Origin of the sequence: Methyloterricola oryzae (genome assembly GCF_000934725.1) — a bacterium.
Taxonomy (GTDB): Bacteria; Pseudomonadota; Gammaproteobacteria; order Methylococcales; family Methylococcaceae; genus Methyloterricola; species Methyloterricola oryzae.
This window is the reverse complement of the sequence record NZ_JYNS01000018.1, coordinates 22,356-48,965: the sequence shown is the minus strand read 5'-3', so window position 1 is coordinate 48,965 and position 26,610 is coordinate 22,356. Positions and strand designations below refer to the sequence as shown.

The following is a 26,610-nucleotide window of genomic DNA, read 5'->3' as shown; positions in this document are numbered from 1 at the left end:
TCCCTGGCGGTTGCCTGCGTCAGATCCCGGATTACAGGGAGAGCTTGATGCCCACCCAGCCAGCCCGAGGCGCGCCGACTCCGATGAAGCGGGTGTTGCTGTAGGCATCCCCCAGCACCCCGTCGGCTTCTCCATAAGTGCCGAAAGTCTGGTACTGCTTGTCGAACAGGTTATCGACGCGGGTGAACAAGGTGAAGTGCTTGTTGTAACGGTATTCCCCGTAGAGATTGAAAATTGCGTATTCCGGTATGGGTTTGTCCAGGTTAGCTTCGTCCCCGCGTAAATACTGATTGCTGTTGAACACCATGTTCACACCCAGCACCAGATCCTTGATGGGCTCGATGTCCGTATGCACCTTCAGCATGTGGCGGGGCAGGCCCGGAATGCGGTCGCCGCGTTCGACCTGGGTCTGGCCGTTGGCGTCCGCCCCCGGATTGTTGGGACTGTTGGCGATGAAAGGGGTCTGGAAGGTGGCGTCCAGCAGGGTGTAATTCACTCCGAAGCGCAAGATGTCCACTTCGCCATTCAGGCCCAGTTCGATGCCACGCCGCTCGGTCTTGCCCACATTGTCGAAATAGCCCTGGTTGGTCAGGCGGCCGCTGCCGATGAAGATGATGTCGTTATGGTTTTCGGTGCGAAAAAGGCCGGCGCTCCAGCTCAGGCGGCCTCCGATGTACTGGCCCAATTCGCCTCGGAAACCCGTTTCCCAGGTTTTGGCGACCACTTGGTTCAGCGGCGGGTCTGAAAGGAAGGCATTGGGCAGTTTGCAAGGCGCTTCCGGATCCGCACAACTTAGTTCCATGGCCGTGGGCGCGCGATTGGATTCACTGTAATTACCGTAAAAACCAATCTCCGGCATGAAGTTATAAGTCAGGCCGGCGGTCGGGTTGACCCGGTCGTACTTGTGGAACCCATCCAGGGTCGGTTCGCCCGGTTCCACATAGCGATCATCTAGCTCCACGAAAGCCAGGTTGTAGCGCATGCCTGCGGTGATCGTCAGATCGTCGGTGACGGAAAGACTATCGGATAGATAGACGCCATAGTAGCGGACGCGCGATTTGAGGCGCACACGCGATTCGTTGACCTGGATGCCGCTGCCGATGGTGCCGCGGTCAGCGGTAAGGCTGGCCAATTCCGTGTCCGAGGAGAAGTTGATCTGGCCCTCATCGTATGTGCCGCCGATGATGCCGCGGTTCTTCAGGCCGAACACATCCTGATGGAAGGCGGACTGGATGCTGCCGCCAAAGGTCTGCTGGTCGGTGAAGCTGGTATTGTTGGTGGCGCCTTCCACGCTGCCGCTGGCGCGCACCAGATTGCCGTTGACCTCTTCCACCAGTTCGTCATCATCGCAAAGGAACTCGGCGTTGGCCGGGTCCTGGCATGCCTCAAAATCGCTGTCGTCGCCGTTGAAGGTGCTGACGCGGTTTTGGCGGAAATAAGCGGTGCCGGACAGTTCGATCTCGTCGGTGATCCAGCTGTTGCCGTCCAGGCTGGACAGAAACAGATTGGTGCGCGTGCGGTCGGGATGCGTAAACACGGCTTCCGGATCTTGCTTGTAAAGCTGATAAGGCAGGGCGCCGTTCCCGATGAGGCCGTTGCCGTTGCCCGCCAGGGTCAGGTTTAGTTGTGAGCGTCCGTCCTTCCAACTGAAGGCGCCGAAGCCCTGTTTGACGTCGGTGGTGGAGAAGTCGCGCCAGCCATCTTCCTGAAAGCTCTTTAAGTCCAGAAAATAGCCGAATGTCCCATTGTTCCAGCCCGAGATCACTTCTTCCCAATGCCGTCCCCAGGAACCGCCGCCAACCTCCAAATGATGTCCCGGCGCGCTGAAGCCCGTTTTGGTGCGCACCGAGATGGCGCCACCGAGGCTGTTAAGCCCATAGATGGGGTTGGAGCCGCTATGCAGGCTCATGGTATCGATGGCTCCCTCCGGTATCAGATCCCAGTTGACCGTGTCGCCAAAAGGTTCGTTGAAACGGACACCGTTGTAATAAACAGAGAGGCCCTGCGGCAACCCCAATAAGGGCGAGGCGGTGAAGCCGCGGAACTGCACGTCCGGTTGGTAAGGGTTGTTCTGGGCGTCGTTGACGCTGACGCTGCCCATGAAGCGGCGCATATAATCGGCCAAACTGATGCTTTCGGTCTCGTCGAGCTTCTTGGCGTCGGTGGTCTGAACCGGAGAAGGAATCTGCTTGACCGGCACACCGGAGACGCTCAGGGGGGTCTCACCCACCACTTCCACGGTGTCGAGTGCCGTTACGGCCTTGGATGTTGCAGCTTCTTCCGCGGCCCCGGCGGAGCAGGCCAAAAGGGTTGCGGCCAGACCGCCAATCCGATTCTTCCACATGCTATCGACTCACTCAGTGTTTGCGTTCAGATGAATCGCGGCATTGTAAGTGAGCGGGTCAGTGGAGCATCCGGGAAAAATTCCTGACGTGCGAGTCACTAATTTGCTCGGGCTCAGGTAGTCACCGGCAGGAGGGCAGGGTGGCGATGCCAGGCGTATCTGGTCGGTGCGGACCGGGCTGATCTCAGTGCCCGCGTGACGGTACTTTCATCAGTTCCGCTACGTGGGCGGCGACACTTTCGCCCAGGGCCTCGAGGTTGTAGCCTCCCTCCAACATGGATACCACGCGTCCTCGTGCGTGGCGGTCAGCCAGTTCCAGGAGTTGCCGGGTGATCCAGGCGAAGTCGTCCTCGGTGAGATTGAGTGAGGCCAGAGGATCGTCGCGGTGTGCGTCGAACCCGGCGGAGATCAGCAGCAGTTCCGGCTTGAAGCGGTCGACGGCCGGAAGGATCTTGCCTTGCATGGCGCTGCGGAATTCAATGGAGCCGCTGCCGGAAGGCAGTCCGACATTGAAGATGTTGCCGACGCCGGTTTCGTTGGGAGCGCCCGAACCCGGGTACCAAGGGTATTGGTGGGTGGAAGCGTACAGCACCTCGCGGTCATGCTCGAAGGCAGCCTGGGTGCCGTTGCCGTGGTGCACGTCGAAATCGACGATGGCGACCCGGCGAATGCCGTGGGCCTTGCGGGCATGTTCGGCGGTGATGGCGATATTGTTGAACAGGCAGAAGCCCATGCCGGCCTCGGGCATGGCGTGATGGCCGGGCGGGCGCACGGCGCAGAAGGCATTGTCCGCCTTTCCGGCAAATAGGGCGTCCACTGCGGCACAGCCCGCTCCGGCGGCATGCAGGGCGGCTTCGCCGGACTGTTCCGAGACGATCGTGTCCGGGTCCAGAAACACAATGTCCTCGCCTTTGCCCGGAATCAGTTCGAACACGCGATCGATATGGCTCTGGGTGTGCACGAGCCGCAATTGTTCCATGCTGGCGCGCGGTGCCTCGATTCGGATCAGCGCGGCAAACTCGGACCGCTTCAATACGGTGTCGATGGCGCGCAGGCGCAAAGGGCTTTCCGGGTGTCCGCCGCCGGTGTCATGGGCGAAAAAGCTGGGATGGGAGTAGATGAGCGTGGTCATGCCGCAGGCTTCCCGAGATTGTCTCCGCAGCGATTCAATAGAATAATGCGGTTCTTGTCCAGCGCACGGGACTGGGAACCAGACTTGCATGGCGAACTGGAACCGCTGTGCGCCGATCCACCGGAGCAGCCGCGCGCGGCGGGCCACACCATCAACCCATGCCCAAGCAGAACCGGAGCCTGTGGGCCCGGCATTACGAGAAAAGGCAGCATCATGTTGGAAGAATATCGCAAGCAAGTCGCCGAACGGGCATCTCAAGGCCTGGTTCCCAAACCCCTCACCGCCGAGCAGACCGCCGATTTGGTGGGTCTGATCAAGGCGCCGCCGGCGGGTGAGGAGGCGTTCCTGCTGGATTTGCTGAGTTACCGCATCCCGGCAGGCGTGGATGAGGCGGCCTATGTGAAGGCGGGCTTCCTGGCCGCCATCGCCAAAGGCGAGGCCGCATCGCCGATCTTGGACCCGGTACGTGCCACCGAACTGCTCGGCACCATGTTGGGCGGCTATAACGTGGCGCCGCTCATCGCCTTGCTGGACGACGACCGTCTGGCACCGGTGGCGGCCAAAGGTCTGTCACACACGCTGCTGATGTTCGATGCTTTCCACGATGTGCAGGAAAAGGCCACGGCGGGCAATGTCCATGCTCAGGCCGTGCTCAAGTCATGGGCAGAGGGGGAGTGGTTCACGTCCAAACCCGCGGTGCCGGAAAAACTGACCGTCACTGTATTCAAGGTGGTGGGCGAGACCAATACGGACGATCTCTCTCCGGCGCAGGATGCCTGGTCGCGGCCCGACATTCCGTTGCATGCCAAGGCCATGCTGAAAGTGCCACGCGAAGGCATCACCAACGCCGAAGCGCAGATTCAGGAATTGAAGGCAAAAGGCTTCCCCGTCGCCTATGTGGGCGATGTGGTGGGGACCGGCTCTTCCCGCAAATCGGCGACGAATTCCGTCCTGTGGCACACGGGCGAGGACATCCCCCATGTGCCCAACAAGCGGGCCGGCGGGGTGTGCATCGGTGGCAAGATCGCCCCCATCTTCTTCAATACCATGGAAGATTCTGGTGCCCTGCCCATCGAATGCGATGTGACGGCGCTCAACATGGGCGATGTCATCGATATCTACCCCTATGAAGGCGTTGTCTGCCGCCACGACTCCAAATCCGAGATCTGCCGCTTCAGTCTCAAGACCGACATCATTCTGGATGAGGTGCAGGCGGGCGGGCGCATCAACCTGATCATCGGGCGCGGACTGACCGACCGAGCGCGCAAGGCCCTGGGACTCGAGCCCTCGACTGTGTTCCGCAGGCCCCAGGCCCAGGCCGAGTCCAGCAAGGGCTTTACCCTGGCGCAGAAAATGGTGGGCAAGGCCTGCGGCGTGGCCGGCGTGCGTCCGGGAACGTATTGTGAGCCGCATATGACCACCGTGGGCTCTCAGGACACCACCGGGCCCATGACCCGTGACGAACTGAAGGATCTGGCCTGCCTGGGTTTCTCCGCCGATCTGGTGATGCAGTCCTTCTGCCACACCGCGGCCTACCCCAAGCCGGTGGACGTGCAGACGCACCATACCTTGCCGGATTTCATCATGAATCGCGGCGGCGTGTCCCTGCGGCCGGGGGACGGCATCATCCACTCCTGGCTCAACCGCATGCTATTGCCTGACACCGTAGGCACCGGCGGCGACTCCCACACCCGGTTCCCGCTGGGCATTTCGTTCCCGGCGGGCTCGGGCTTGGTGGCCTTCGCCGCGGCCACCGGCGTCATGCCGCTGGACATGCCGGAATCGGTGCTGGTGCGCTTCAAAGGCACCCTGCAGCCGGGCATCACACTGCGCGATCTGGTGCATGCCATTCCCTACGCGGCTTTGCAGCGCGGGCTGCTCACGGTCGAGAAAAAGGGCAAGAAGAACATCTATTCCGGGCGAATCCTGGAAATCGAAGGGCTGCCGGACCTCAAGATCGAACAGGCCTTCGAGTTGGCTGATGCCTCCGCCGAGCGCTCTGCCGCGGCCTGCACCATCAAGCTCAACAAGGAGCCCATCGAGGAGTACCTGCATTCCAACATCACCCTGTTGAAATGGATGATCGCGGAAGGCTATGGCGACGCTCGTACGCTGCAGCGCCGCATCAAGGGCATGGAGGCCTGGCTGGCGAACCCGGTGCTGCTGGAAGCCGACGCCGACGCCGAGTATGCCGAGATCATCGAAATCGACCTGGACGCCATCACCGAGCCCTTGCTGTGTTGCCCCAATGACCCGGATGATGTGAAGCCGCTGTCCGAGGTGGCCGGCACCCATATCGACGAGGTGTTCCTGGGTTCCTGCATGACCAATATCGGCCATTTCCGGGCGGCCGGGCGCCTGCTGGAGAAGTTCGGCAAGCAGATTCCCAGCCGGTTGTGGATTGCCCCGCCCACCAAGATGGACCAGGCCCAACTCACCGAGGAAGGCTTCTACGGCACCTACGGCAAGGTTGGGGCGCGCACCGAGATGCCTGGCTGCTCGTTGTGCATGGGTAATCAGGCGCGCGTGGGCGACAATACCACGGTGGTATCCACCTCGACGCGCAACTTCCCCAACCGGCTGGGCGCCGGGGCCAATGTGTTCCTGGCTTCCGCCGAACTGGCGGCGGTGTGCTCAATCCTGGGGCGCATTCCCAGCGTGGAAGAGTACATGGCATTCAGCCGCGACATCGAGGAGAAGGCGGCGGACACCTACCGTTACCTCAATTTCGACCAGGTGCCCGAGTACGCTGAGCGCGCGGAAAAGGTGAAGGTGGAAGAAACCGCCTGAGGCACTCGCCCTTACCCATCGTCCCCTCGTTTGTTGATGGAAGACCTGTTTGCGTGGGCGGAAGCGGTGCTGTCGGCGCCCGCAGTGCAGGACAAGCTGGACCTGACCCAGGAAGCGGCGCGGGCCTTGGGGGCAGGGCGGCTTCCCTTGGCGAGGGTGGGCGAGCCGCTGCCCATCGCCTCGGCCTGCTTTCCGGAAAAACCCAGCCGGGTCAATCCGCGGGAGTTACCCAGGCGCAGGCTGAACAGCCTGGAAGGGCGTATCGCCTTGCTGCACGCCGTCGCCCACATCGAATTCACCGCGATCCAGTTGGCTTGGGACCACCTCTACCGATTCCGTGGTCTGCCCGAAGCCTATTACCGCGACTGGCTCGGCGTGGCGGAAGAGGAAGCCCGGCATTTCCAGCTGCTGCGCGAGCGCCTGCGTGCCTTGGGAGCCGACTACGGCGACCTGCCGGCGCATGGAGGACTCTGGGATCTCGCTGTGGAAACCGCCTACGACGTGGCGGCTCGCATGGCCTTGGTCCCGCGCTTCATGGAGGCGCGGGGTCTGGACGTGACGCCGGGCATGATCGAGAAGCTGCGCGAGACAGGGGATATGGAAAGCGTCGCGGCCCTGGAAATCATCCTGCGCGATGAGGTGCGCCATGTGGCGCTGGGTACGCAATGGTTCCACTGGATTTGCGCGCAGCGCGGAATTGAGCCGGAAGACACCTATTTCGGCTTGATAGACCGCCACATGAAAGGCCAAGCTCGCGGACCCTTCAACACGGATCTGCGCCGGCGCGCGGGGTTTTCAGAGCAGGAATTGGCTCGCCTGGACCCTGGCCAGTTGTCTCCGACCTAAGGCGGCCTTAAGCGCCGGCCTGCTTCGCGAGCTCAGGAGATCGGGCGCTTGCGAGCGGTGAGCAGATAATTGATCCCCATGTAGCGGGCCAGGTGGAATTGCCGGGTGAGGGGATTGACGGCGACGCCGCAGCGGTCGGCCACATCCATGTCCTGAGTCGCCATCAGATTCTCCACTTCCAGCGGCGTCGGGAAGCGTTGCCAGCGGTGGGTCCCGCGCGGTAGCCAGCTGAGCACGTATTCCCCCATGACGATGGCGCCCAGCCAGGATGCTAGGGTGCGGTTGATGGTCGCCACGAACATGAGTCCGCCGGGCCTCACAACGCGGCAACAGGCATCCAGGAACAGGCTCAGTTCGGCCACGTGCTCCACCACTTCCATGTTGAGCACCACCTCGTATTGCTCGCCCCGTCCGGCAAGCATCTCCGCGCTGGCGACCTCATAGTGGATCGCCAGGCCCGACTGCGCGGCATGCAGGCTGGCCACGCGAATATTCTTTCCCACCACGTCGACACCGTGCACCGACGCGCCCAGGCGCGCCATGGCTTCGCTGAGAATACCGCCGCCACAGCCGATGTCCAGGACGCGCAGGCCTTGCAGTGGAAGGGGAGCCGTGCTGTCCAGGCCGAAATGACGGCAGGTGTGGTCGAGGATATAGCCTACGCGGGTGGCGTTCATGCGGTGCAGGGGCCAGAAGGGTCCCTCCAGATTCCACCAAAGGTCGGCAAGTTTTTCGTAGAAGGCGACTTCCTCAGGGTCGACGCTGGCGTGCAGATTCATCATGCGGGTGAGCAGGCAGCCCGTTCCAGGGCGATTCAATGGGGACATAGGGATAATAACGTGCGTCCGCGAGGATGCCCATACCTGGCCCTAAAGTCACTCAAAAAGTCCAAACGCTCACCGTGCGCGCCTCGCTCTCGCCGCGCGGCAACTCGCCGGCCGGATGCACCTGCCAGGTCCATTGGGCACGCTCGATGGCCCCAAGGTCGGCCAGCGCCGGGGCAATCAGCGGCATGTAATCGGTGCGTGCCACGCATTGGGCGTCGCGCGCCATTCTTGCGTCTGCCCGTTCGCTGATCAGACAGGCAGGCACCCCGGGCGTTGCAAGCTGTTCGAGATGGGCGAGCATCAGGCGCTCGGCGATGCGTTCGGCCTTGTCGTCATCGACGCCGTGCCGCAAGAGCCAGGCGGCCGGCAACAACGGCAACTGGGTCAGACAGTTGACAGAGGCGATGAAACTGAGCCGCTCAGGTGGTGCAAGCGGCAGGCCCGTCGCGATAACCAGATCAACCAGATCTCTAGGTCGCTCCGCGATCGCATCCACAATGCCGGTCGTGTCGCAATGAACGCAGCGCAGCCGGCCCTTCGAGCGCCGCGCGGCAGACCAGGTTGCCGGCGAGAAGGCGATGTCCACGAGCCAGGTTTCGGAGAAATGCTGCTCGAAATCCGACAGCGGCAGATCGTGCATGACGCCGGCACCGAGTATCAGGGCGATGCCTTCCGGGTTGCGCGCCGACTCGGCGGCCTGGGCCAACGCGGACCGTGTCTGGCTTACGTGACTGCGCCAGGCATCGGCAAGCCGCGCGTGGCGGACCTCGATCGCGGCAATCTCCCGAGCATAGCCCAGCCGCCGGGCCGCGTGGCTGGCTGTCCGGCAGCGCAGCGCTATCAGCAGTTCGGCCAGCATGAGGGGGATCGGAGCCGCTGAGGACATCCGCGGCGCGTGGGGCATTTAGGCGTGGCCATCGTGTTCAGGTAAAATGCCCTAATTTTGTCATGTCTTGGAATTCGAACATGGTTCAAGTTGGAATCGTCATGGGCAGCCACAGCGACTGGGACGTCATGCAGCACGCCGCGCGCCATCTGGAGGACTTGGCGGTGCCCTACGAGGCTCGCATCGTTTCGGCCCATCGCACACCGGACCTGCTTTACCAGTATGCCGAGAGCGCCGCCGAGCGAGGCCTGAGCTGCATTATCGCTGGAGCCGGCGGAGCCGCGCACCTGCCAGGCATGCTCGCCGCCAAGACCCTGGTACCGGTGCTCGGCGTGCCGGTGCCTTCCAAATACCTGAAGGGTGTTGACTCCCTCTACTCCATCGTGCAGATGCCCAAGGGCGTGCCGGTGGCCACCTTCGCCATTGGCGAGGCGGGCGCGGCGAATGCGGCCCTGTTTGCCGCTGCCATGCTGGCCCGCCATGACGCCGATCTGGAAGGCAGGCTGGCGGCCTTTCGCAGTCGGCAGACAGATTCGGTCTTGGCCATGCAACTGCCGGAGGTGCCGTGATGGCGAAGCATTTCCTACCCAATGCCATGCTCGGCATACTCGGCGGGGGTCAATTGGGGCGCATGTTCACCATGTCGGCCCGCTCCATGGGGTACCGGGTGACGGTGCTCGATCCCGACCGCGAAAGTCCCGCAGGCTCCTTGGCGGACCGGCATTTGTGCGCGGGTTATGACGATGCGGCCGCCCTGAAGGAACTGGCCGAAACCTGCGTGGCGGTCACCACCGAGTTCGAGAATGTGCCGGCGGACAGCATGCGCTATCTGGAGCAGCACCTGCGCGTCAGCCCCTCGGCAGAAAGCGTGGCCATCGCCCAGGACCGCATTCGGGAGAAGACCTACATTTCCGGCGTTGGCCTCAAGACCGCCCCGTTTCTGGCTATCGAGGATGAGGCTGATCTCGATCAGGCATTGGGCGCCTATCTTCCCGGTATCCTGAAGCTGGCGCGCCTGGGTTACGACGGAAAAGGGCAGGTCAGGGTGGCTACGGCCGATGAGGCGCGCCTAGCGTTCGGAGAACTTGGCGGCAAACCTTGCGTGTTGGAGCGCCAGTTGGAACTGGTTGCGGAGATTTCCGTCATCGTGGCCCGCTCCGGCCCGCAGCAGGTCGCATGCTTTCCTGTCGCGGAAAACCGGCATGAGTCGGGCATCCTCGACATCAGCATCGTACCGGCGCGGGTTTCCGACGCAATTGCTGACGAGGCGCGGCGAATGGCGCTGCGCTTGGCGGATGCGATGCAATATGTGGGCGTCCTTGCCGTCGAGTTCTTTGTGCTGGAGGGGGGCGATCTGGTCATCAATGAAATTGCCCCGCGCCCCCACAACAGCGGGCACTACACCATGGATGCCTCACTGGTGAGTCAGTTCGGCCAGCAGGTCAGGACCCTATGCGGCTTGCCGCCGGGGGCGACGCGCTTGCTGAGTCCGGTGGTCATGGTCAATCTGCTCGGGGATATCTGGCGGGACGACGAGCCGGCCTGGGATCGGCTGCTCAGTCAACCAGATGTGCACCTGCATCTTTATGGCAAGAAGTCGGCACGCATCGGGCGCAAGATGGGGCACTTCAATGTGCTGAGCGAGAGCGTCGAAGTGGCGCTATCCAAGGCGCTTGAGCTTAAGCAGGCTTTGCAAAAGCCCTGAGCTTGGCGCTTGGTGCCGTTACCCGTCCGTCATCAGACTCAGCAGGTGGCAGGCGCGCGACACTCCTCATCGGGGCTAGCCAGCGAGAAGCTATAGCTGCTCTGCAAGCAATGGTCCAGCCATTGAGACAGGAAATAGTTCAGTGACCACTTGTAGTCCAGGACACCCTTTAGGCTGATTCGGTCTCTCAGTGCGTCCAGCACGAAAGGCCGCTCATGGTCGCTGAGCACCTCGGCGACACCCGCATCCAGGTAAATCCGAATCTGAACGGCCGGCTCCAACGAAGCCTCGAATCCCCAGTTGAAGCTGTGGGTCAATTCCACGGTCATGGTGTAGGGGCACCGCTCGATGAGCCGCAGATGGAGGGCCGGCCTGCCTTCGGCCATGAGCGCGGCAGTGGCTGGCAGCGAGGTCAGTTCGGGAATTAGCGCAATGAGTTTGCGGTAATTCGCCTCGCACAGATTGGCCAGCCAGTAGGATTTGTTGACAGGATTCAGGATGGTCATTGCTTCAGCGTGGAGGACTAGAGCCGGGTCGGTTCATGATATGTCGCGCAGGAACTTGAGGTTTCCCATAGCGTCACACTTTGCACGGCAAATCCCCTGTTCTTCATGAAGTCGTGGATCATCTGGGCCAGATACTCGGAGGTCGGGTGTTCGGGAAGTACCAAAAACCGTTCGCCAGCTGCCTTCAGAATGGGAACCAGGGGATCGTCACGGTGCAACAGGAAGTTGTGGTCCAATTCGCCTTCGATGAATTCCGCTGCCGCCTCGCTGATCTCGGAAAAGTCGCAAACCATTCCCTGTTCATTGAGCTCCTCCGCTGCGATCGATATGGCCGCCTTGACGCTATGCCCGTGGAGATTACGGCACTTGCCGGGGTGTTTCATCAGGCGGTGACCGTAGCAGAAATAGACTTCTTTGGTGATGGCGTACATGGATAGTGTGACGGCAGCCAATGGCCGCTAATTGCTCTTGATACCTTTGATGCTGCCGGCCACAAAAAACTGCCCCCGGGGCATCGGACTGCAACGCACTATCTCGACGAACGCCATGAACGGTGGAATAAGGCCAGTCGTTGGTGCAACATGGATTTCAATCGCCTTGCCGATTTCAACCGGGTGATCGGTATGAAAAAGGATTCCAGATCCACTCAGGTTGCTGCAGACCGCATCGAAAGCCTGGTCATCGTCTAGCAGCTTGCAGTTGATCCTGCACCTGACAGGAAAGCGGCTGAAGCTTCGAGAATCATCAGTAGACATGAGCTCAATCGGGGAAAACACGGGGAAATCCGTCGTTGCGAAGACATTTTAACGCATATCCCGCTGAGGCAGGACACTTACGGAGTGAGAACATCAAGTCGGCAAGAGGGGCTGTCGAGGCATGACGTGTCCTGGGCTCCGCGCGGTGTCAAAAGGTAGATGCCATCTCGAAGATATGATTGACGCTTTCCAAGTGTGGCGCTAAAATGCGCATTCAAAGTTGGTTGGCGTTTTGACGCTAGCAGTAGCTCGACCGGGGTATAGCGCAGTCTGGTAGCGCGTCTGCTTTGGGAGCAGAATGTCGGGGGTTCGAATCCCTCTACCCCGACCAAAGAAGCGCTTGTAGCTCAGCTGGATAGAGCATCGGCCTTCTAAGCCGAGGGTCGCAGGTTCGAGTCCTGCCAAGCGCGCCATACTTTAAATGACCGTCATGGTGACCGTAGCTCAGTTGGTAGAGTCCCGGATTGTGATTCCGGTTGTCGTGGGTTCGAGCCCCATCGGTCACCCCATCTAGTTTCTCAGGGCCATTAGCTCAGCTGGTAGAGCAGCGGACTCTTAATCCGTTTGTCGTAGGTTCGATCCCTACATGGCCCACCATTTTTAATTAGAAATCAATGGTCTGCAGACAAATTTTGCGGGCCATTTTTGTTCCAACAGCTGCTTGCGTGAAAATTGCGTGACCTAATCACACGCAATTACGACACCGACAACCTCCTTAATACCACCAATGTCGCCGGTAGGCGCGGCCGCCGGTCGCGATCGAATCTGACGAACCGTGGGATGTTCCTCGAGTTTCATGGGCGACCTCCAGGAAATGTATATACAAATAAAAAGACCCGAAAATTACGGTGCCTGAGCCACCAGGCGCCGCACCGCCTCATCGAGTCGATCGACCGTGTCTTGACCCATAAGGGCGAGAGCTTTCGCCTGACACGCCTGCCAGACCGGCAGGACCTGCTCCAATAGCGCTCGACCTTCCGCGGTGAGGCCAAAGGGCTGCGCACGGCCATCGGGGTCCGGCATTGTTTCCAGCCAACCCCGCGCCCGCATGCGGTCCACATTCCGGCTCAGGGTCGAGACATCCATCTGTAGGGCATCGCATACCGCAGCGGGACGCGCCGTGCCCATCTTCCAGGCAGCCACCAGGATTGTGACCTGGCTCACCTTGAGACCCAGCGGTCGGAGTCCTTCGTCATAGAGGTTGGTCACACGCCGGTTCAGCATGCGCACGCGACGGGCGATGCAGTCAGTCGCGATGGTGAGCGATGAGTCCGGCATGTCGATTCCTCCCGCATGCGCTTGTATATGCAATTACATCTATCTGTCAAGTGCCATTTCGGGTGACACTGAAGGATCTCCTGGTTCAATCGCCGCCAAAAAGCCAAGGTCAGACTATAAGTGCCCGCATCATTGCGTCCACTCTAACCCACCGCACGCGCTGCCAGCTTCAGCAGATCGAGTAAGTCCAAGACCCTGACGAGATACTGGTCCTTGATCCGGTAAGGGTCGTCGGTTTTTCCGCTCCAGCTGTCGCCTAAGGCGTGCAGGAATCGCTCTAGCCGTTTGCCGTAAAGGCCCGTTTTCGCCAGCAGGGGATCGAGCACGACGGTCGAAAGTGTCACCAGAATGCCGGTCGCCACCATCAGGGCTCCCGTAGACGCGGCGATAAGGCCGACGGACGCGCTGGCGGGAAAGACACCGTAGTACCAGGCGCCTAGCGTATTTCCAAGCCAGAACTGGTTGATCGCCAATTGCTGGGCGAGGGCGGTTGCCGTTGCTGTGCTGGCGGAAAGTAAGCCGGGCGTGGCTTTCTGGAACGCTGCATAGCCGCTTGCCAGGGTGATGAGGTTGCCTGCAAGCTCGGAAACCGCGAGCCTGGTTTTTCCGTACTCGGCGAGGTTCGCTTCCAACGCCTGACGGAAAGCCGGACTCTGACTATGGGCCTCGATATCGGCCAGGTAATCGGCGCAAACGGCTGCCACCTCCGGTTCCTCGAGGATGTGCTGGAGCAGTGCGTCTTTTGTGGCGGTGCGCGGTCCTTGCGAGACTGGCAGTTCCAGCAGTTCGGTTTGGATGACCCAGTTGATTTCCTCCTGATAGCGGGTCGTCATGCCGGAGGGGAGCCTGCGAAGCCGCGCGCCGACTTGCACGGCACCCAACTTCTCGCACAGGTAACCCATTCCGTGAGCCGCGAAGGCAGGCAGCGCCCACACGGCATTGACCGGCACCTTGTAGATGTCATGGAGGAGGCTGCGCCGCTGCAGTGCGAGGGCACCCCGGAATGAAAAGTGCTGTTCCACGAATTCCGGAATCTTCGCTGTGCGGCTGGCCACGTAGGTGGCAATACCGCGCGTGACGGCCACTTCGATAAGTCTTCTTTCGTCTTGTTCCATAGGCGCTTGTTTTCGGGGACCGTCGCTGTCGCCGCGGTTAGCCCTCAGGGAAGCCCAATCTGACGCGGCTTGCCGGGCGTCAAGGCGTTACAAATGCACGGCACACGCTTTCGGCCTCAGCCCATGCGTGATCGAAGCCCACCAGTGAGAACCTGGCAGGATGCCCATCTGGTAAGGTGACAGCGAGCACCTGATAATTCCTCAGGGCAGCCACGGGCAGCTCATCGATCAATTGCACGAATACGAACCAGTCCCCTATTTGTGTCACATAGCGCGAGGACAGCTGTCGTGCGGGCATGCTGTCGAATCGAGCGGTGACCTGGGCGATTTCGTCCCGGTTGGATGCGACGGGGGACACCGTTTTCCTGATCAATACCGTGTCCGGCGCGCAACCTTGAACCGGCGTCGAGGTGAGGGTCAGCGTCACGCCAGCGTGCTTGTCTTCGGTACCGGCACGGGCTGCCAGAAACAAGCCCGTGTCGGGATCGCGGAAGTCCACCGATGTCCAATCACGGTGTACCCGTTGATGCCTGGCCCACTGGCTCATGTCCACGCCGTCACTTGTCCCGCTGCTGAGGGTGAACAGGATGGGCACGAGCAGCCACCGGCTCGGCTGCTGTGAATGATGACGTGAATTGCGCATGAAGCAACAGCGCCAACCCGCGCTGAATGTGTTGCACACATGCCTTTGACCCCCGAGGGCCGCGAACGTTTCTGCCGGTGCCACGACCTTCATCCTGGATCAAGAATAGGACCTGGGCATTTGAGGCCGGCTCCGTGGTCGGTACTCGCCTATCAGGGGTACCGTTCAGCTGTTGGCGCGAAGAGACGGGGGGCCTGCCAGGTCATGGTAAGTCCTCACGGGGACAGCCGCTGATGTCTGCATTGCTGACGTTCCCGATCAGTAGCTTGGCGCCGAACCATCGGCCATTGCTGTCAGTCGTGGCCGGTATCCAATTTCCGTGAGTGACAGCTAACTGGAAATCCTCCCGAATCGGCGGAATCGGCCTTTGCGGAAGTTTCCGCGGTTGAACGCGCCGGTTGCGGTCGTGCGAACCACTATTGACACAGGCTTACGCGCTCAAGGTATCTCCCCGACGATGCCTTCTAACCGGGCGATGGCCTTCTCGTGCTCGGCGACCTCGCTGTGGAATTCCAGTTCGTTTTCCTGCAGGGTCAACAGACTATTGAGCAGGGTCAAGAAGTCAATTTTACCCACTGCGTAACTACCCTGGGCCGAAGTTAAGGTCAGGCGCGATTGGGGAATAATGGCGTCGCGCAGAAGTTTCACGAGTTTTTCCGCCCGCTCGGCCTGGGCCAAGTTGTCCTTGATTCGAGACAAGAGTTCCTGCCGCAGTGCCTGCAAGTCCTGGAACGAGGCCTCCCTCCCGGCGACCGCCTCGTTCACGCCCTGCCGTTGCTTGGTGGCGAAGTACAGCGGTACCTTCACGTTGAGCATCACCTGATAGCCATCAGTGTTCATGGCATTATCGTGAAGTCCGCGCGCATCCAATTCGAAGTCCGGGTAATACTCTCGCTTGGCCAGAGCGACGGACTGATCGCCCCGTTCCAGGGTCTTTTGTTGACCATGGAGCAGAGGCGAGGACTGATCTACCAGTGCGTTCAGCTCTGCAGGTGAATGGTGCAGCGGGGTGAACTCGATTTCGCCGGGCGGGGCGAGCGGGTCATTGGGAAGACGGTTTAGGATGCGATTGATGACGGCATGGAGGGACTGCCGTTTCTGCTCCAGGGACGCCAGCCGAGCCAGGAGCCGGGAAATCTCGGTCTGCGCGCGAAACACATCCTGCTGGGCAGCCTGTCCGACCGAGTAGCGTGACTCAGCGGTGTCCTCGAACTCCTCCAGCAACAGCTTGGTCTTTCCCAACACGTCGATGGAATCATGGACGAAATGCAGGTCGTAGAAGGACTCCTTGAGCTGCGCGATCACCGCCAACTGCATGGCTCTATAATCCTGTTCCATCCGTTCCGCATCGCGGGTGGCGATTTCGCCCTTGAGCCGGAGCTTCCCCGGAAACGGGACTTCTTGACTCATGCCGTACATTACTTCCCGGTTCGGATTCATGTCTTTATATCCGAGAATAACCTTGGGATCTGGCAAGGTCTGCACCTGTGGGATTACCGCCTTGCCGGACTCCCACCGCTGACGAGCTGCCTGAATATCGGGATTGCGTTCATGGGCTTCTCGAATCAACGCTGTCAATGTCGCCCTTGGTTCACTTTCCTGAGGCCATCCCAGCACAGACCAAACCAAACTAGCCCACAACAGTACCAATTTCATGAGGGTTCTCCGGCTCATCGCAATCTCAGCGGGGTATTTCGAATCTTTCTTTGGATGAGTCCTGCAGTCCAATCAGCCCCAGAAACACCAGGTTTCGTTCAAGTTCACTCGGGTCGATTGACGTCAGTGCATGCTCGGGAACGTGGTCCAGCACCTTTTCAGCGATGGCTAGGACATGGTTGACTTCGGCAGCCATTTCAATGTTGGCCAGAATCAGGGCGCTCAGGTGATCGCTGGTCATCGGTTGACTTCCGTTCTGCGTCCGGATGAAGGTGCATTGTGGGAGAACGGCCAGCGGCAGTCCTGTTACGAACAGTCGAACTTCATCTTCCCAGTGACGCGCGACGGATTTCCTCGTCGAGTCCACACGAGAAGAAAATGTGGCTAACCTGGGCATCTCCAAATCGATGGTCGCGCGCCGGATGCCCCATTTGGCCGCAGCGACCAAGAGTTAGCCCTCAACGGGGTCGCCAAGCAAATTGACATCTTTGCGCCCTTCAACGAGTTCGGCGTCGTTGCAGGCTGCGGCTGCCCACAGCACCGCGAACAGAACTGGATCGTCCCGCTGGTCGCGCCCGTCACGTAAAAACCCCCCAATCGGCCGACGAGCTTCGCCTGTGACCTCAAAGGAATGTTCAAAGGTAACTATTTTCCTAACTGTCAAAACTTTGGCTATGCCGGGATCTCCGGTCTGACGGCTATTCAAATCATCCTCTGGTACAAACGCGTTATCCGATCTCTCGCCATTGATCAACCAATTGAGGCCCCAAAGCAGCATGAGGCATGTCACAGCGAGCACGCCTCGTTTCATAGAAGCCGGGTCCGACAATAAGGCGATTGAAGCGGGTTCGAAAAGCAGACTCAGCCAATCGTCAATCCAGTTCATGAAACCCTCAGGACTCGAAATTCAATGGTGACTTAGCACGAGTGACCGATGGGACATGAGCACGGGGGCGTAACCCTGAGTAACGTTTTGGCCATCCCAGAGCCTGGGCGGCGTCGGGTTGCCTTGGATCATCGACAAGGGGAGAGCGGCGAAGAAGCCGCTTTTATCGATGCCACAACCCTTCATAACGCCGCCGGTCCGTGCTTTCGACTACTTGGCCATTTACGCCATTTGTCGATGCATCTTCGCCATTTCCTGGTTTGCCTTAGCCACCTTTTCATAGGAGTTGATGAGCGCCTCGCAGTGTTCCTCGAATGTCTCAGCCGATTTTCCGTACAAGTAGCTATGCTGCTTATACTGCTCCAGGGTCTTCTTGTGCTCTTCCACCTGGGCCTCGGCGGCCTCCTCGCAATGTTCAGCCAGCGCCTTGTGGTCCGTTGCCGTTTTGGCATTCTGAATGGCCGCCGTCATGTCCATGGGATGGGGATTCGGCTGAGCGCAGCCTGCCAGTAGCCCCAAGGATAAGGAAGCGATCAGTAATACTTTGGTGACGTCGTTCATGGCACACCTCGATGATGTAGGTTGAATGGCCGATGGATCTTGCGACTGCAGTGTTTTCCGTCGATAGCCTCCTACGGTTGGTTTAGCGTTGAGTTGGTTGAATGGAATGGCCCTTGACCAGGGCATAGATCGCCGGAATCACGATCAGCGTGAGTAGGGTCGACGAGACCATGCCGCCCACCATGGGCGCGGCGATGCGGCGCATCACCTCGGATCCCGTCCCCGTACCCCACATAATGGGCAGCAGGCCCGCCATGATGGCCACCACGGTCATCATCTTGGGCCGAACCCGCTCAACCGCCCCTTCCTGTATGGCGGCGTAGAGGCCGGCCAAGGTCAACTCGCGTCCTTCCGCTTGCGCGAGCGAACGGGATTTTTCCAGGGCATGGTCTAAATAGATCAGCATGACCACGCCCGTTTCCGCCGCCACGCCGGCCAGGGCGATGAACCCAATAATGACCGCCACACTCAGGTTGTAACCCAGCCACACCATCAACCAGATGCCTCCCACCAGGGCAAAGGGCAGCGAGAGCATGACGATCAGGGTTTCAGCGATGCGCTGGAAGTTCAGGTAGAGCAGCAGAAAGATGGTTACCAGGGTCATGGGCACCACGATCTTCAGCTTGGCCTTGGCCCGTTCCATGTACTCGAACTGGCCGCTCCAGGTGGCGTAGTAGCCGGGAGGAAATTTCACCTGGTCCTGCACGGCCTGGCGGGCATCGTCCACATATCCACCGATGTCGCGGCCGCGGATGTCGATGAAGATGTAGGCGGACAGCAAGGCGTTCTCGGTGCGGATGACGGGCGGCCCCTTGCCCAGTCCGACGCTGGCCAACTGCCCGATGGGGATCATGGCGCCGGAGGGAACAGGCACCAGCACCTGGGTGGCAATGGCATCGGGCGAGTCGCGCAGTTCACGGGGATAGCGCACAATGACGCCGTAGCGCTCCCGCCCTTCCACGGTGGTTGTCACCGTCTCGCCGCCCAAGGCGGTTCCGATGACGTCCTGCAGATCGCCCACGCTCAGACCATAGCGCGCCAGGGCCAGCCGGTCCGGCTCGATGGTGAGGTAGTAGCCTCCCGTAATCCGTTCCGCATAGGCGCTGCTAGTGCCGGGGACGCTCTTGACCGTCGCTTCGACCTCTTTCGCCAGCCGTTCGATCTCGTCCAGATCATTGCCGAACACCTTGACGCCAATGGGCGTGCGAATGCCGGTGGAGAGCATGTCGATGCGGGCCTTGATGGGCATGGTCCAGGCGTTGCTGACGCCCGGGATCTGCAGCGCCTTGTCCATCTCAGCGATCAGCGTGTCGGTGGTCATCCCGGGCCGCCATTGGCTCTCCGGCTTGAGGTTGACGATGGTCTCGAACATCTCCAGAGGCGCCGGGTCGGTAGCGGTGGCGGCTCGCCCAGCCTTGCCAAACACCGATTCCACTTCGGGGAAACTTTTGATGATGCGGTTCTGGGTCTGCATCAGTTCCGCTGCCTTGGTGACGGAAAGCCCCGGTAGGGTCGTCGGCATATACAGTAAAGTGCCCTCGTTTAGCGTCGGCATGAACTCGCTGCCCAGACGGCTGGCGGGTTGAATGGTCGCGGCCAGCGTCATGAGGGCGAGGAGCACTGTCGACTTTTTCCAGCGCAGGACCAGTTGGATCACCGGGCGATATAGCCAGATCAGCACGCGGTTGACGGGGTTCCTGTGTTCGGGAAGGATGCGCCCGCGGATGAACAAAAACATCAACACCGGAACCAGGGTCACCGATAACAGCGCGGAAGCACCCATGGCGAAGGTCTTGGTGTAGGCCAGCGGTTTGAACAGCCGGCCTTCCTGTTCCTCCAGGGCGAAGACGGGCAGGAAGGAAACGGTGATGATCAGGAGGCTGAAGAACAGGGCCGGCCCGACTTCTTTCGCCGCTCGGATGATGATGGACAGGCGGTCTTCCCCCGGCGCTGCCCGTTCCAGATGTTTGTGGGCGTTCTCGATCATCACGATGGCGGCATCCACCATGGCGCCAATGGCGATGGCCACACCGCCCAGGCTCATGATGTTGGAGTTGATACCCAGCGCCTGCATGACGATGAAGGCCATCAGGATGGCGATAGGCAACATGACGATGGCCACCAGGGCGCTGCGCACATGGAACAGGAACACGACGCAGACCAGGGCTACGACGAGGTTTTCCTCGATCAGCTTGCCGCGCAGGTTGTCGATCGCGCGGTGGATGAGTTCGGCCCGGTTGTAGACCGAGACGATGGAGACATTGGCCGGCAGGCCCGCACCGATTTCCTTGATTTTGGCCTGCAGGTTGTGGATGACCTCCAGGGCATTTTGCCCGTAACGGGCCATGGCGATGCCGGCCACCGCTTCACCTTCGCCGTTCAACTCGGTGATACCCCGGCGCTCGTCCGGCCCCAATTCGATGCGGGCCACATCCTTGAGTAGGACCGGCGTGCCACCCTCGGCTTTGACCACCAATTCTTCAAGGTCGTCGATGCCGCGCAGATAGCCCTTGCCGCGCACCATGTATTCGGTCTCGGTGATTTCCACCACCCTCCCGCCGACATCGCGATTGCTGGCACGGATCACCCGGCCGACCGTTTCCAGCGGGATGCGGTAGCTCTGCAGCTTGCGCGGATCGACGATGACTTGATATTGCTTGACGAAGCCACCGACACTGGCGACTTCCGCGACGCCATGGGCCTTGGTGAGCTGGTAGCGAACAAACCAGTCCTGCATGCTGCGCAACTCCGCCAGGGAATATTGCGCGCCAAGGACCACGTACTGGTAAATCCAGCCGACTCCGGTGGCATCCGGTCCGAGACTGGGTGTGACACCGCGCGGGAGGCGGCTGGAGGCGAAGTTGAGATATTCCAGCACGCGCGACCTGGCCCAATAGATGTCGGTACCATCCTCGAAAATCACATAAACGAACGAGGCACCGAAGAAGGAATAGCCGCGTACCACCTTTGACTTCGGCACGCTGAGCATGGACGTCGTCAGTGGGTAGGTGACCTGATCCTCGACCACTTGGGGCGCCTGGCCGGAATAGTCGGTGTAGATGATGACCTGGGCATCGGATAGGTCCGGCAAGGCATCCAGCGGCGTTTCGATGACGGCGAAGATGCCGGCAATCACAAGGATCAGCGTTCCCAGCAGTATCAGAAACGGGTTTCTGGCGGACCATTCGATCAAGCGGGCCAGCATGTCACATCCCATCGTGTCCGGCGTGATCGGCGGCCGGCGATGATTTGCCGGACGCCGCGTTGTCACCTTGTTCCGGCGGCGGTTCAGGCTTCGACGCTTCAGGCCCTAGGACATGAGCACCGAAACTGTTTAGGGCAGCGCGCAGATTGCTTTCGGCGTCGATCAAAAAGTTGGCGGCGACCACCACCTTCTCGCTGCTGCGGACTCCTTCCAAAACCTCCACGGTGTCATCACCGCGCATGCCCAACTTGACCGGCCGTGGCTCGAATCGCCCTTCACCGCGCTCCACCAGGACCAAGGTCTGCTTGCCGCCGTCGAGCACGGACGAACGCGGAACCACGAGGGCCTGCCTTGCCGCTGTGACCATTTCCACATGGGCATACATCATGGGCTTCAGCAGTCCCTGGGGATTGGGCAGCTCTATCCTGACCTTGACCGTGCGGGTTTGGGCGTTGAGGGTGGGATAGATAAAAGTGACCTTGCCGTCGAACGGCCGGCCGGGATAGGCATCGAGCATGACGCGCACCGGCTGTCCGGGAGAAACCAGGCCAATTTCCTGCTCATAAACCTCGGCGATGACCCAGACAGAGGAAAGATCGGCGATCTTGAACAAGGTATCCCCCGCCGCTGCCCGCATCCCGGCCAAGGCAGTCTTTTCCATAACGATGCCCGAAGCCGGCGAGCGGATGACCAGCGTTCGTTGCGCCTTTCCTTGTTTTTCCAGATTGCGAATTTCCGTCTCCGAGACACCCCAGTTGCGCAGCTTCTCCAGGCCGCTTTGGGCCAGCTCCTTGATGCTGTCCTGCATCCAGGGTTCGCTGTTGGCGAGCATGGCCAGGCCGTTCTTGGCGGTGAGGTATTCCCGTTGGGCGCTGAGGAGGTCCGGACTATAGAGGTCGAACAGCGGTTGGCCTTTTGAAACCAGCTGCCCGGTGGCGTTGACGTACAGCTTCTCGATGAAGGCGTCAAATTTGAGAGCCACGGTGGAGAGCTTGCGCTCGTCGGCTTCAATCACCCCCACCGCGTGGACGGTACGGGAGATGTCGCCCTCTTTGACCTCGGCCATGCGTACGCCGAGCTTTTGGATCTTGTCAGAGCTGATCTTGACCAGGTTGTTGTCCTCGCTGCCGGCCTCATCCGCAAAGACCGGGATGTAATCCATGCCCATGGCGTCCTTTTTTGGCATCGGCGAGGTATCGTCCAATCCCATGGGATTGCGGTAGTACAGGAGTTTTCGTAGCTGCTCCGCGCCGCCATTCAGGTCTTCCTCATAGACCGGCACATAGTCCATCCCCATTTCATCCTTGGCGGGCGCCGACGAGGTCACGCTTGGGTTCATGGGATTGCGGTAGTAAAGGGGCTTCCGCACGGCAGCTGTGCTGCCCAACGATGAGGTTCCCGACGGCTTGACGGGCCACCAATGATCGGCAGCGGCACCCAAGGCAGCGGCGGCAACCAGGGCAAGAAGCGTGGACTTGTTCATGTCATGGGGCTCTTGGCGAAGAACAGCCAGCCGAGCTGCGGTATCCAATGCTGGAAAATCGCAACGGCGTAGACCCGAACCTTTGAGGGATAAAGCCCAGGCTTGCCGACAAACACGCGTTGGATGACTCGTCCGAAAGACATCAAAGGCTTGATGACCGGCGACGGGGCAGATATTGGAGCCAACGCGGCATGACATGCCGGCCAGGCGGGCAAAGCACAAAACATCGAATTCTCCTCGAACGCAAAAGCAAAAGGGCTGCAAAAAGCAGCAACCCTCACGCGCCAGTTAGCGGCGCGATTCGCAATTCGGAGAAAACGCTAGATCAACAGAGAACAAAACTGATGGAACAGCGGAATCCGGTGCCCATCGGGAGGTGAGTTGGTACGTGGAGGGGGCTGGGTTGGAGCATAGAGGAGCAATCCCAACGTCATCCAGATGAAGCTTAGAATGACATCCGGGATTTTGGGGATATCAAACGCGAATTCAGCCGCCGGATTGGGTTGAAAGGCCAAACAGGACTTGTAGGAACAATCCTTCGTAGTGAAATGGCTGTGCCCCCCGTGTGCATGGAAATGATTGGAGGTTTCCGAGCAGCTCTGAGGTTGTGCTTCCACCGAGGCGTGACGCCATATCGACGGCATCGCGCAGGTGGAAAATACCAGCACGGAAATCAGATTTACCAGCTGCACAAACACCAGCATACGCAGGTATGGGCGATTTCTTTGGAGACGTAATGTGTTCAGCACAAAGTCAGACTTAGCGGGTCACCAAAGGATAACTAGCCGGACGATAGCACATCACGGATGAATGTTTAATGCGTATTTCTGCTTGCCGTTGTAATCGCTCCCCACGCTCGAGTTTCACGGTACGCGGATTACACTTTAGCTTGAGGTCGCTGATTGGGCAGCGTGTCGAAAAGGACGACTGGGAACTGCACTGTCCAGCGCCAGAACCCGAGGCAGAGCGAAATCATTTTTCAAAACCGCTTGACCTTGCCACGATGGGAAGGTGCAGCATGATGGCCCTCGGTGATTTGTTCTTGAGGAGCCGAATATGGAACACCACCATCACACACAGTCGACCGGGCGTCCCGCTTCGTTCAATAACCTGCTGGCCTTGAAGGCGACACTGCATTGCTTGTCCGGCTGCGCCATTGGCGAAGTGTTGGGCCTTTTAATTGGCAGCGTGCTGGGATGGAGCAACTTCGGCACGGTGGCCCTCGCGATCGTCTTGGCCTTTCTGACTGGCTACGCCTTCACGCTGATCCCCCTCCTGAATGCGGGGGTGGGATGGCGCATGGCGGCGGGTACGGCCCTTGCCGCCGATACCGCTTCCATTGCGGTCATGGAACTGGTCGACAACCTAACCATGTTGCTGATCCCGGGTGCGATGGACGCCCCGCCGGACACGGCGATGTTCTGGATCAGCTTGCTGGCCTCGTTGTTTTTGGCCGGGTTGGCGGCATTCCCGCTGAACCGCTGGTTGATCGGCCGCGGCCGGGGACACGCTCTGGCCCATGGCCACTCTCATTAAGAGCAGGTAACGCTATGAACATCGGCGAAGCGTCTCGTGCTCGGGCATTTCCAGCAAAATGATCCGGCACTATGAGGCCATCGGCCTGTTGTCCCGACAACGGCGCACCCTGTCCGGGTATCGGGACTTTGATGAAAACGATATCCACACCCTCCGGTTTATCCGGCAAGCGCGGGACACTGGGTTTTCCACCCCGGAAATCAAGCAACTGCTATCGCTCTGGGCAGACAGAGATCGCCCCGCGGGAGAGGTCCGCCTTCTGGCCTTGGAGCATCTGAAGGCGCTTGAGGCCAAGATTGCGGAACTTCGGGCTATGGCCGCCACGCTGCACCAGTTGATTGATCGGTGTCAGGGCGATGACCGTCCTGAATGCCCGATCCTCGATGCTTTGGCGGGAGATGTCACCTCTTCGTCTCGCCACAATTCCCAAAGCACCGTGGCGATTGCGAATGCCCTCACACCCAGAAGGAGAAATCATCATGAATAGCTTGGAGACCGCTAAAGCCAATGCGGCTGCCGCGTACAACGCCGCCGCCGATCTTTTCGATCATCCCGCCAACACGTTTTGGGATCGTTTCGGCAGGGAGACAATTGAGCGCTTGGGCCTTCAGCCCGGGCAATCCGTGCTGGATGTCTGCTGCGGAAGCGGAGCCTCAGCGATCCCTGCGGCAGAGGCCGTCGGTCGGGAGGGGCGAGTCGTTGGAATCGACCTGGCGGAAAACCTCTTGGAACTGGCCTGGCGCAAAGCTGAGAGCCGGGGGCTGAACCAGGTCAAGTTCACGCTGGGCGACATGATGTCGCTGGAATTCCCGGAGGCTGCCTTCGACGCCGTGGTATGCGTCTTTGGGATTTTCTTCGTGCCCGATATGCCAAGCGCGGTGCGCGAACTCTGGCACCGCGTTAAGCCGGGAGGGAAGCTCGCCCTGACAACATGGGGACCCAACTTCTTCGAGCCCGCCAATCGGGTATTTTGGGAGTCAATTCGAAGCGAGGCCCCCGACCTGCACAAATCCTTCAACCCCTGGGACCGGATCAGCCATCCAGACTCCCTCGCGGCCATGTTGGCGGAAGTGGGGATCGAAGACGCCGACATATCGGAGCAAGCGGGCATTCACGCTATCGATTCGCCCGAGGATTGGTGGACAACCCTTTTGGGCTCTGGATACCGGGGAACCATCGACCGTTTAGACGCCGTCGCCCATGGGCGTGTGCGTGAGGCTAATCTTCGCTATATCCGGGATTCCCGCCTTTCGGGTATCGAAGCCAACGTGATCTATGCTATCGCCACCAAGTCGGATGTCTGAGGTGGCGCGCGGTGAGTAGTGATTGACGCGGTCGAGACTGGTGCACCTTGGACGGCTGACGTAAGCCACCGAAGATTGCCCGCAATTTCAGGTCTGCCAGAGCCCAAATGCTATTGATGACGAAAAATTCTATGGCGACGCAGTGCTCTGGGACGGCGGCAATGCTTTGTTAGTGGTCGTAGAGGCGTTTGAATTACCGGCAGATCTAGGCTGATCCCAGCAGCTCGCAAGGCATCCAGAAAGCGGCCATTCGCCCAAATTGGGAGCAATGTCTCGATGCCAGTAATGGACGACCTGACGCCGAGAATTCCAAGTTGAGCGACTGGCTGCCACTGAGTGCACAACGGGCATTCCGCGCCGGGATGGTCGCTTATTTCTGCATTGCTGTCGTCGCTAAACCCAATCTCGCCGCCGACCTATCGGCCATATCTGTCATCGAATCAGACCGACACCAGCCAATATCAAACGTCAGCTCTCAAATCGGTCAGTCGCTTGCCATTATTTGCGGTCCTGAAATTGGTCCACTGATAACTCGCGAGATCTGTGCGATCAGCGATTTCTGCTAGACAGCCCCGAATTTCTATAGGCACTAACACCTAAAGATTTATCGGAATGGTCAAAAACGTGCATTGCCGACATGATCTTCCTCGTAGACTACAGCCGAAAATCGGCAAGAGTTTTTTCGCGTGCCGTGAACGGGCAGAGACAGCGCACGCACTTGCGAAAGGCAAAGCACCAGCACCCTGCAATTCAAGCAGTCCATGGGTAAATCCGTCCCGTGCTATCGGCCAAACCGTAGGTTTGAACTAGGGTCTTCTCGTCGGTCTTCCTCGATTCGAGATCGAAATTGCTGATGTTTGCCGGTTTGCTCTGACAATTACGGGTTGACGTTGCCGCATTCGCTTATGGACTGAGCCATCATCTTTTGCGCGTTCTGCGAAAGAAGTTCCGCTTTGGGTCGTCACTCAGGGCACTCGGTGGCGATGATGCGCGGGGACAAAGTTACATTCCTTCATTTGGCCTGCCTAGGGCCGACTGAAGCCCTTATACGGCGGATGAGCCCAGCACCCGCCTGTATTTTACCGCCGTTGGGGTCGGGCTAACTTCGCAAACGCCTTGCCGGATTCAGGCCTCGTAATGTTCAAATCGCCT

At 59.9% G+C, this 26,610-nt stretch carries 24 protein-coding genes and 4 tRNA genes; 12 read left to right on the top strand and 16 right to left on the bottom strand.

The window, feature by feature from the left end; all coding sequences use genetic code 11:
• Positions 1-31: 31 nt before the first annotated feature.
• Positions 32-2,344, bottom strand: a complete 2,313-nt coding sequence (locus tag EK23_RS18095; protein WP_045226802.1) for a TonB-dependent receptor — start codon at positions 2,342-2,344, stop codon at positions 32-34.
• A gap of 184 nt (positions 2,345-2,528) precedes the next feature.
• On the bottom strand, positions 2,529-3,476 hold the full coding sequence (locus EK23_RS18090) for a histone deacetylase family protein (protein ID WP_045226801.1): 948 nt from the start codon (positions 3,474-3,476) through the stop codon (positions 2,529-2,531).
• 213 nt (positions 3,477-3,689) lie between these two features.
• Between EK23_RS18090 and acnB the strand changes: the two genes are divergently transcribed.
• Together acnB and EK23_RS18080 are read left to right on the top strand one after the other, a co-directional pair.
• Positions 3,690-6,266 (top strand): bifunctional aconitate hydratase 2/2-methylisocitrate dehydratase, encoded by a 2,577-nt coding sequence (acnB, locus tag EK23_RS18085; RefSeq protein ID WP_045226829.1) that lies wholly within the window; start codon positions 3,690-3,692, stop codon positions 6,264-6,266.
• Between the two features lie 36 nt (positions 6,267-6,302).
• A complete protein-coding gene (locus EK23_RS18080; protein ID WP_045226828.1) occupies positions 6,303-7,112 on the top strand; it encodes a ferritin-like domain-containing protein in 810 nt (269 codons plus the stop codon).
• A 32-nt stretch (positions 7,113-7,144) separates the two neighbouring features.
• On the opposite strand, the gene ubiG is transcribed toward EK23_RS18080, so the two are convergent.
• Entirely contained in the window at positions 7,145-7,939 is a 795-nt protein-coding gene (gene ubiG / locus EK23_RS18075; RefSeq protein ID WP_200892186.1) for a bifunctional 2-polyprenyl-6-hydroxyphenol methylase/3-demethylubiquinol 3-O-methyltransferase UbiG, read from the bottom strand.
• A 52-nt stretch (positions 7,940-7,991) separates the two neighbouring features.
• Positions 7,992-8,798 (bottom strand): hypothetical protein, encoded by an 807-nt coding sequence (locus EK23_RS18070; protein ID WP_052808323.1) that lies wholly within the window; start codon positions 8,796-8,798, stop codon positions 7,992-7,994.
• A 107-nt stretch (positions 8,799-8,905) separates the two neighbouring features.
• Between EK23_RS18070 and purE the strand changes: the two genes are divergently transcribed.
• Both purE and EK23_RS18060 read left to right on the top strand, forming a co-directional pair.
• Positions 8,906-9,394 carry a 5-(carboxyamino)imidazole ribonucleotide mutase gene (gene purE / locus EK23_RS18065; protein WP_327037068.1) on the top strand — a complete coding sequence of 163 codons (489 nt, stop codon included), beginning with the start codon at positions 8,906-8,908 and terminating at the stop codon, positions 9,392-9,394.
• Positions 9,394-10,530, top strand: a complete 1,137-nt coding sequence (locus EK23_RS18060; protein ID WP_045226798.1) for a 5-(carboxyamino)imidazole ribonucleotide synthase — start codon at positions 9,394-9,396, stop codon at positions 10,528-10,530. Before purE ends, EK23_RS18060 begins: the two co-directional genes overlap by 1 nt.
• Before the next feature lie 38 nt (positions 10,531-10,568).
• Here the strand turns inward: EK23_RS18060 and EK23_RS18055 are convergent, their stop codons facing one another.
• The 3 genes from EK23_RS18055 to EK23_RS22740 are packed head-to-tail and all read right to left on the bottom strand — an operon-like array spanning position 10,569 to position 11,791.
• The gene (locus EK23_RS18055) at positions 10,569-11,036 is read right to left on the bottom strand and encodes a DUF1249 domain-containing protein (RefSeq protein ID WP_045226797.1); all 468 of its coding nucleotides are present in this window, start codon (positions 11,034-11,036) and stop codon (positions 10,569-10,571) included.
• A 17-nt stretch (positions 11,037-11,053) separates the two neighbouring features.
• Positions 11,054-11,467, bottom strand: coding sequence for a 6-pyruvoyl trahydropterin synthase family protein (locus tag EK23_RS18050; RefSeq protein WP_045226796.1), 414 nt, complete (start codon positions 11,465-11,467; stop codon positions 11,054-11,056).
• A 27-nt stretch (positions 11,468-11,494) separates the two neighbouring features.
• A complete protein-coding gene (locus EK23_RS22740; protein ID WP_082054327.1) occupies positions 11,495-11,791 on the bottom strand; it encodes a PilZ domain-containing protein in 297 nt (98 codons plus the stop codon).
• Between the two features lie 254 nt (positions 11,792-12,045).
• On the opposite strand from EK23_RS22740, the gene EK23_RS18045 reads away from it, so the two are divergent.
• The 4 genes from EK23_RS18045 to EK23_RS18030 all read left to right on the top strand — a co-directional run bounded on the left by EK23_RS18045 (position 12,046) and on the right by EK23_RS18030 (position 12,388).
• A tRNA-Pro gene (locus tag EK23_RS18045) sits at positions 12,046-12,122 on the top strand.
• Positions 12,123-12,127: 5 nt separating this feature from the next.
• Positions 12,128-12,204: transfer RNA gene (locus EK23_RS18040), tRNA-Arg, on the top strand.
• 20 nt (positions 12,205-12,224) lie between these two features.
• Positions 12,225-12,300: transfer RNA gene (locus EK23_RS18035), tRNA-His, on the top strand.
• A 12-nt stretch (positions 12,301-12,312) separates the two neighbouring features.
• A tRNA-Lys gene (locus tag EK23_RS18030) sits at positions 12,313-12,388 on the top strand.
• A gap of 246 nt (positions 12,389-12,634) precedes the next feature.
• On the opposite strand, the gene EK23_RS18025 is transcribed toward EK23_RS18030, so the two are convergent.
• The 9 genes from EK23_RS18025 to EK23_RS17985 all read right to left on the bottom strand — a co-directional run bounded on the left by EK23_RS18025 (position 12,635) and on the right by EK23_RS17985 (position 22,618).
• Positions 12,635-13,069 carry a MarR family winged helix-turn-helix transcriptional regulator gene (locus EK23_RS18025; RefSeq protein WP_045226795.1) on the bottom strand — a complete coding sequence of 145 codons (435 nt, stop codon included), beginning with the start codon at positions 13,067-13,069 and terminating at the stop codon, positions 12,635-12,637.
• A 143-nt stretch (positions 13,070-13,212) separates the two neighbouring features.
• Positions 13,213-14,184 carry a DUF6635 family protein gene (locus EK23_RS18020; protein ID WP_045226794.1) on the bottom strand — a complete coding sequence of 324 codons (972 nt, stop codon included), beginning with the start codon at positions 14,182-14,184 and terminating at the stop codon, positions 13,213-13,215.
• 79 nt (positions 14,185-14,263) lie between these two features.
• Entirely contained in the window at positions 14,264-14,779 is a 516-nt protein-coding gene (locus EK23_RS18015) for a hypothetical protein (RefSeq protein WP_158002542.1), read from the bottom strand.
• 486 nt (positions 14,780-15,265) lie between these two features.
• Positions 15,266-16,444: a TolC family protein gene (locus tag EK23_RS18010; protein ID WP_438941144.1), complete on the bottom strand. Its 1,179-nt coding sequence runs from the start codon at positions 16,442-16,444 to the stop codon at positions 15,266-15,268.
• Positions 16,445-16,508: 64 nt separating this feature from the next.
• Positions 16,509-16,931, bottom strand: coding sequence for a cation-transporting P-type ATPase (locus EK23_RS23425; protein WP_145998727.1), 423 nt, complete (start codon positions 16,929-16,931; stop codon positions 16,509-16,511).
• Between the two features lie 3 nt (positions 16,932-16,934).
• On the bottom strand, positions 16,935-17,369 hold the full coding sequence (locus EK23_RS18000) for a hypothetical protein (protein ID WP_045226790.1): 435 nt from the start codon (positions 17,367-17,369) through the stop codon (positions 16,935-16,937).
• 222 nt (positions 17,370-17,591) lie between these two features.
• Positions 17,592-17,930 (bottom strand): hypothetical protein, encoded by a 339-nt coding sequence (locus EK23_RS17995; RefSeq protein WP_045226789.1) that lies wholly within the window; start codon positions 17,928-17,930, stop codon positions 17,592-17,594.
• Between the two features lie 82 nt (positions 17,931-18,012).
• On the bottom strand, positions 18,013-21,135 hold the full coding sequence (locus EK23_RS17990) for an efflux RND transporter permease subunit (protein WP_045226788.1): 3,123 nt from the start codon (positions 21,133-21,135) through the stop codon (positions 18,013-18,015).
• Between the two features lies 1 nt (position 21,136).
• Positions 21,137-22,618: an efflux RND transporter periplasmic adaptor subunit gene (locus EK23_RS17985; protein WP_045226787.1), complete on the bottom strand. Its 1,482-nt coding sequence runs from the start codon at positions 22,616-22,618 to the stop codon at positions 21,137-21,139.
• Between the two features lie 1,056 nt (positions 22,619-23,674).
• Between EK23_RS17985 and EK23_RS17975 the strand changes: the two genes are divergently transcribed.
• The 4 genes from EK23_RS17975 to EK23_RS23420 all read left to right on the top strand — a co-directional run bounded on the left by EK23_RS17975 (position 23,675) and on the right by EK23_RS23420 (position 26,024).
• The gene (locus tag EK23_RS17975) at positions 23,675-24,154 is read left to right on the top strand and encodes a DUF4396 domain-containing protein (RefSeq protein ID WP_045226785.1); all 480 of its coding nucleotides are present in this window, start codon (positions 23,675-23,677) and stop codon (positions 24,152-24,154) included.
• Between the two features lie 46 nt (positions 24,155-24,200).
• Positions 24,201-24,641, top strand: a complete 441-nt coding sequence (locus tag EK23_RS17970) for a MerR family DNA-binding protein (protein WP_438941143.1) — start codon at positions 24,201-24,203, stop codon at positions 24,639-24,641.
• Positions 24,634-25,458, top strand: coding sequence for a class I SAM-dependent methyltransferase (locus EK23_RS17965; RefSeq protein ID WP_045226784.1), 825 nt, complete (start codon positions 24,634-24,636; stop codon positions 25,456-25,458). Before EK23_RS17970 ends, EK23_RS17965 begins: the two co-directional genes overlap by 8 nt.
• Positions 25,459-25,772: 314 nt before the next feature.
• Positions 25,773-26,024 carry a hypothetical protein gene (locus EK23_RS23420; RefSeq protein WP_145998726.1) on the top strand — a complete coding sequence of 84 codons (252 nt, stop codon included), beginning with the start codon at positions 25,773-25,775 and terminating at the stop codon, positions 26,022-26,024.
• The last annotated feature ends 586 nt before the right edge of the window (positions 26,025-26,610 follow it).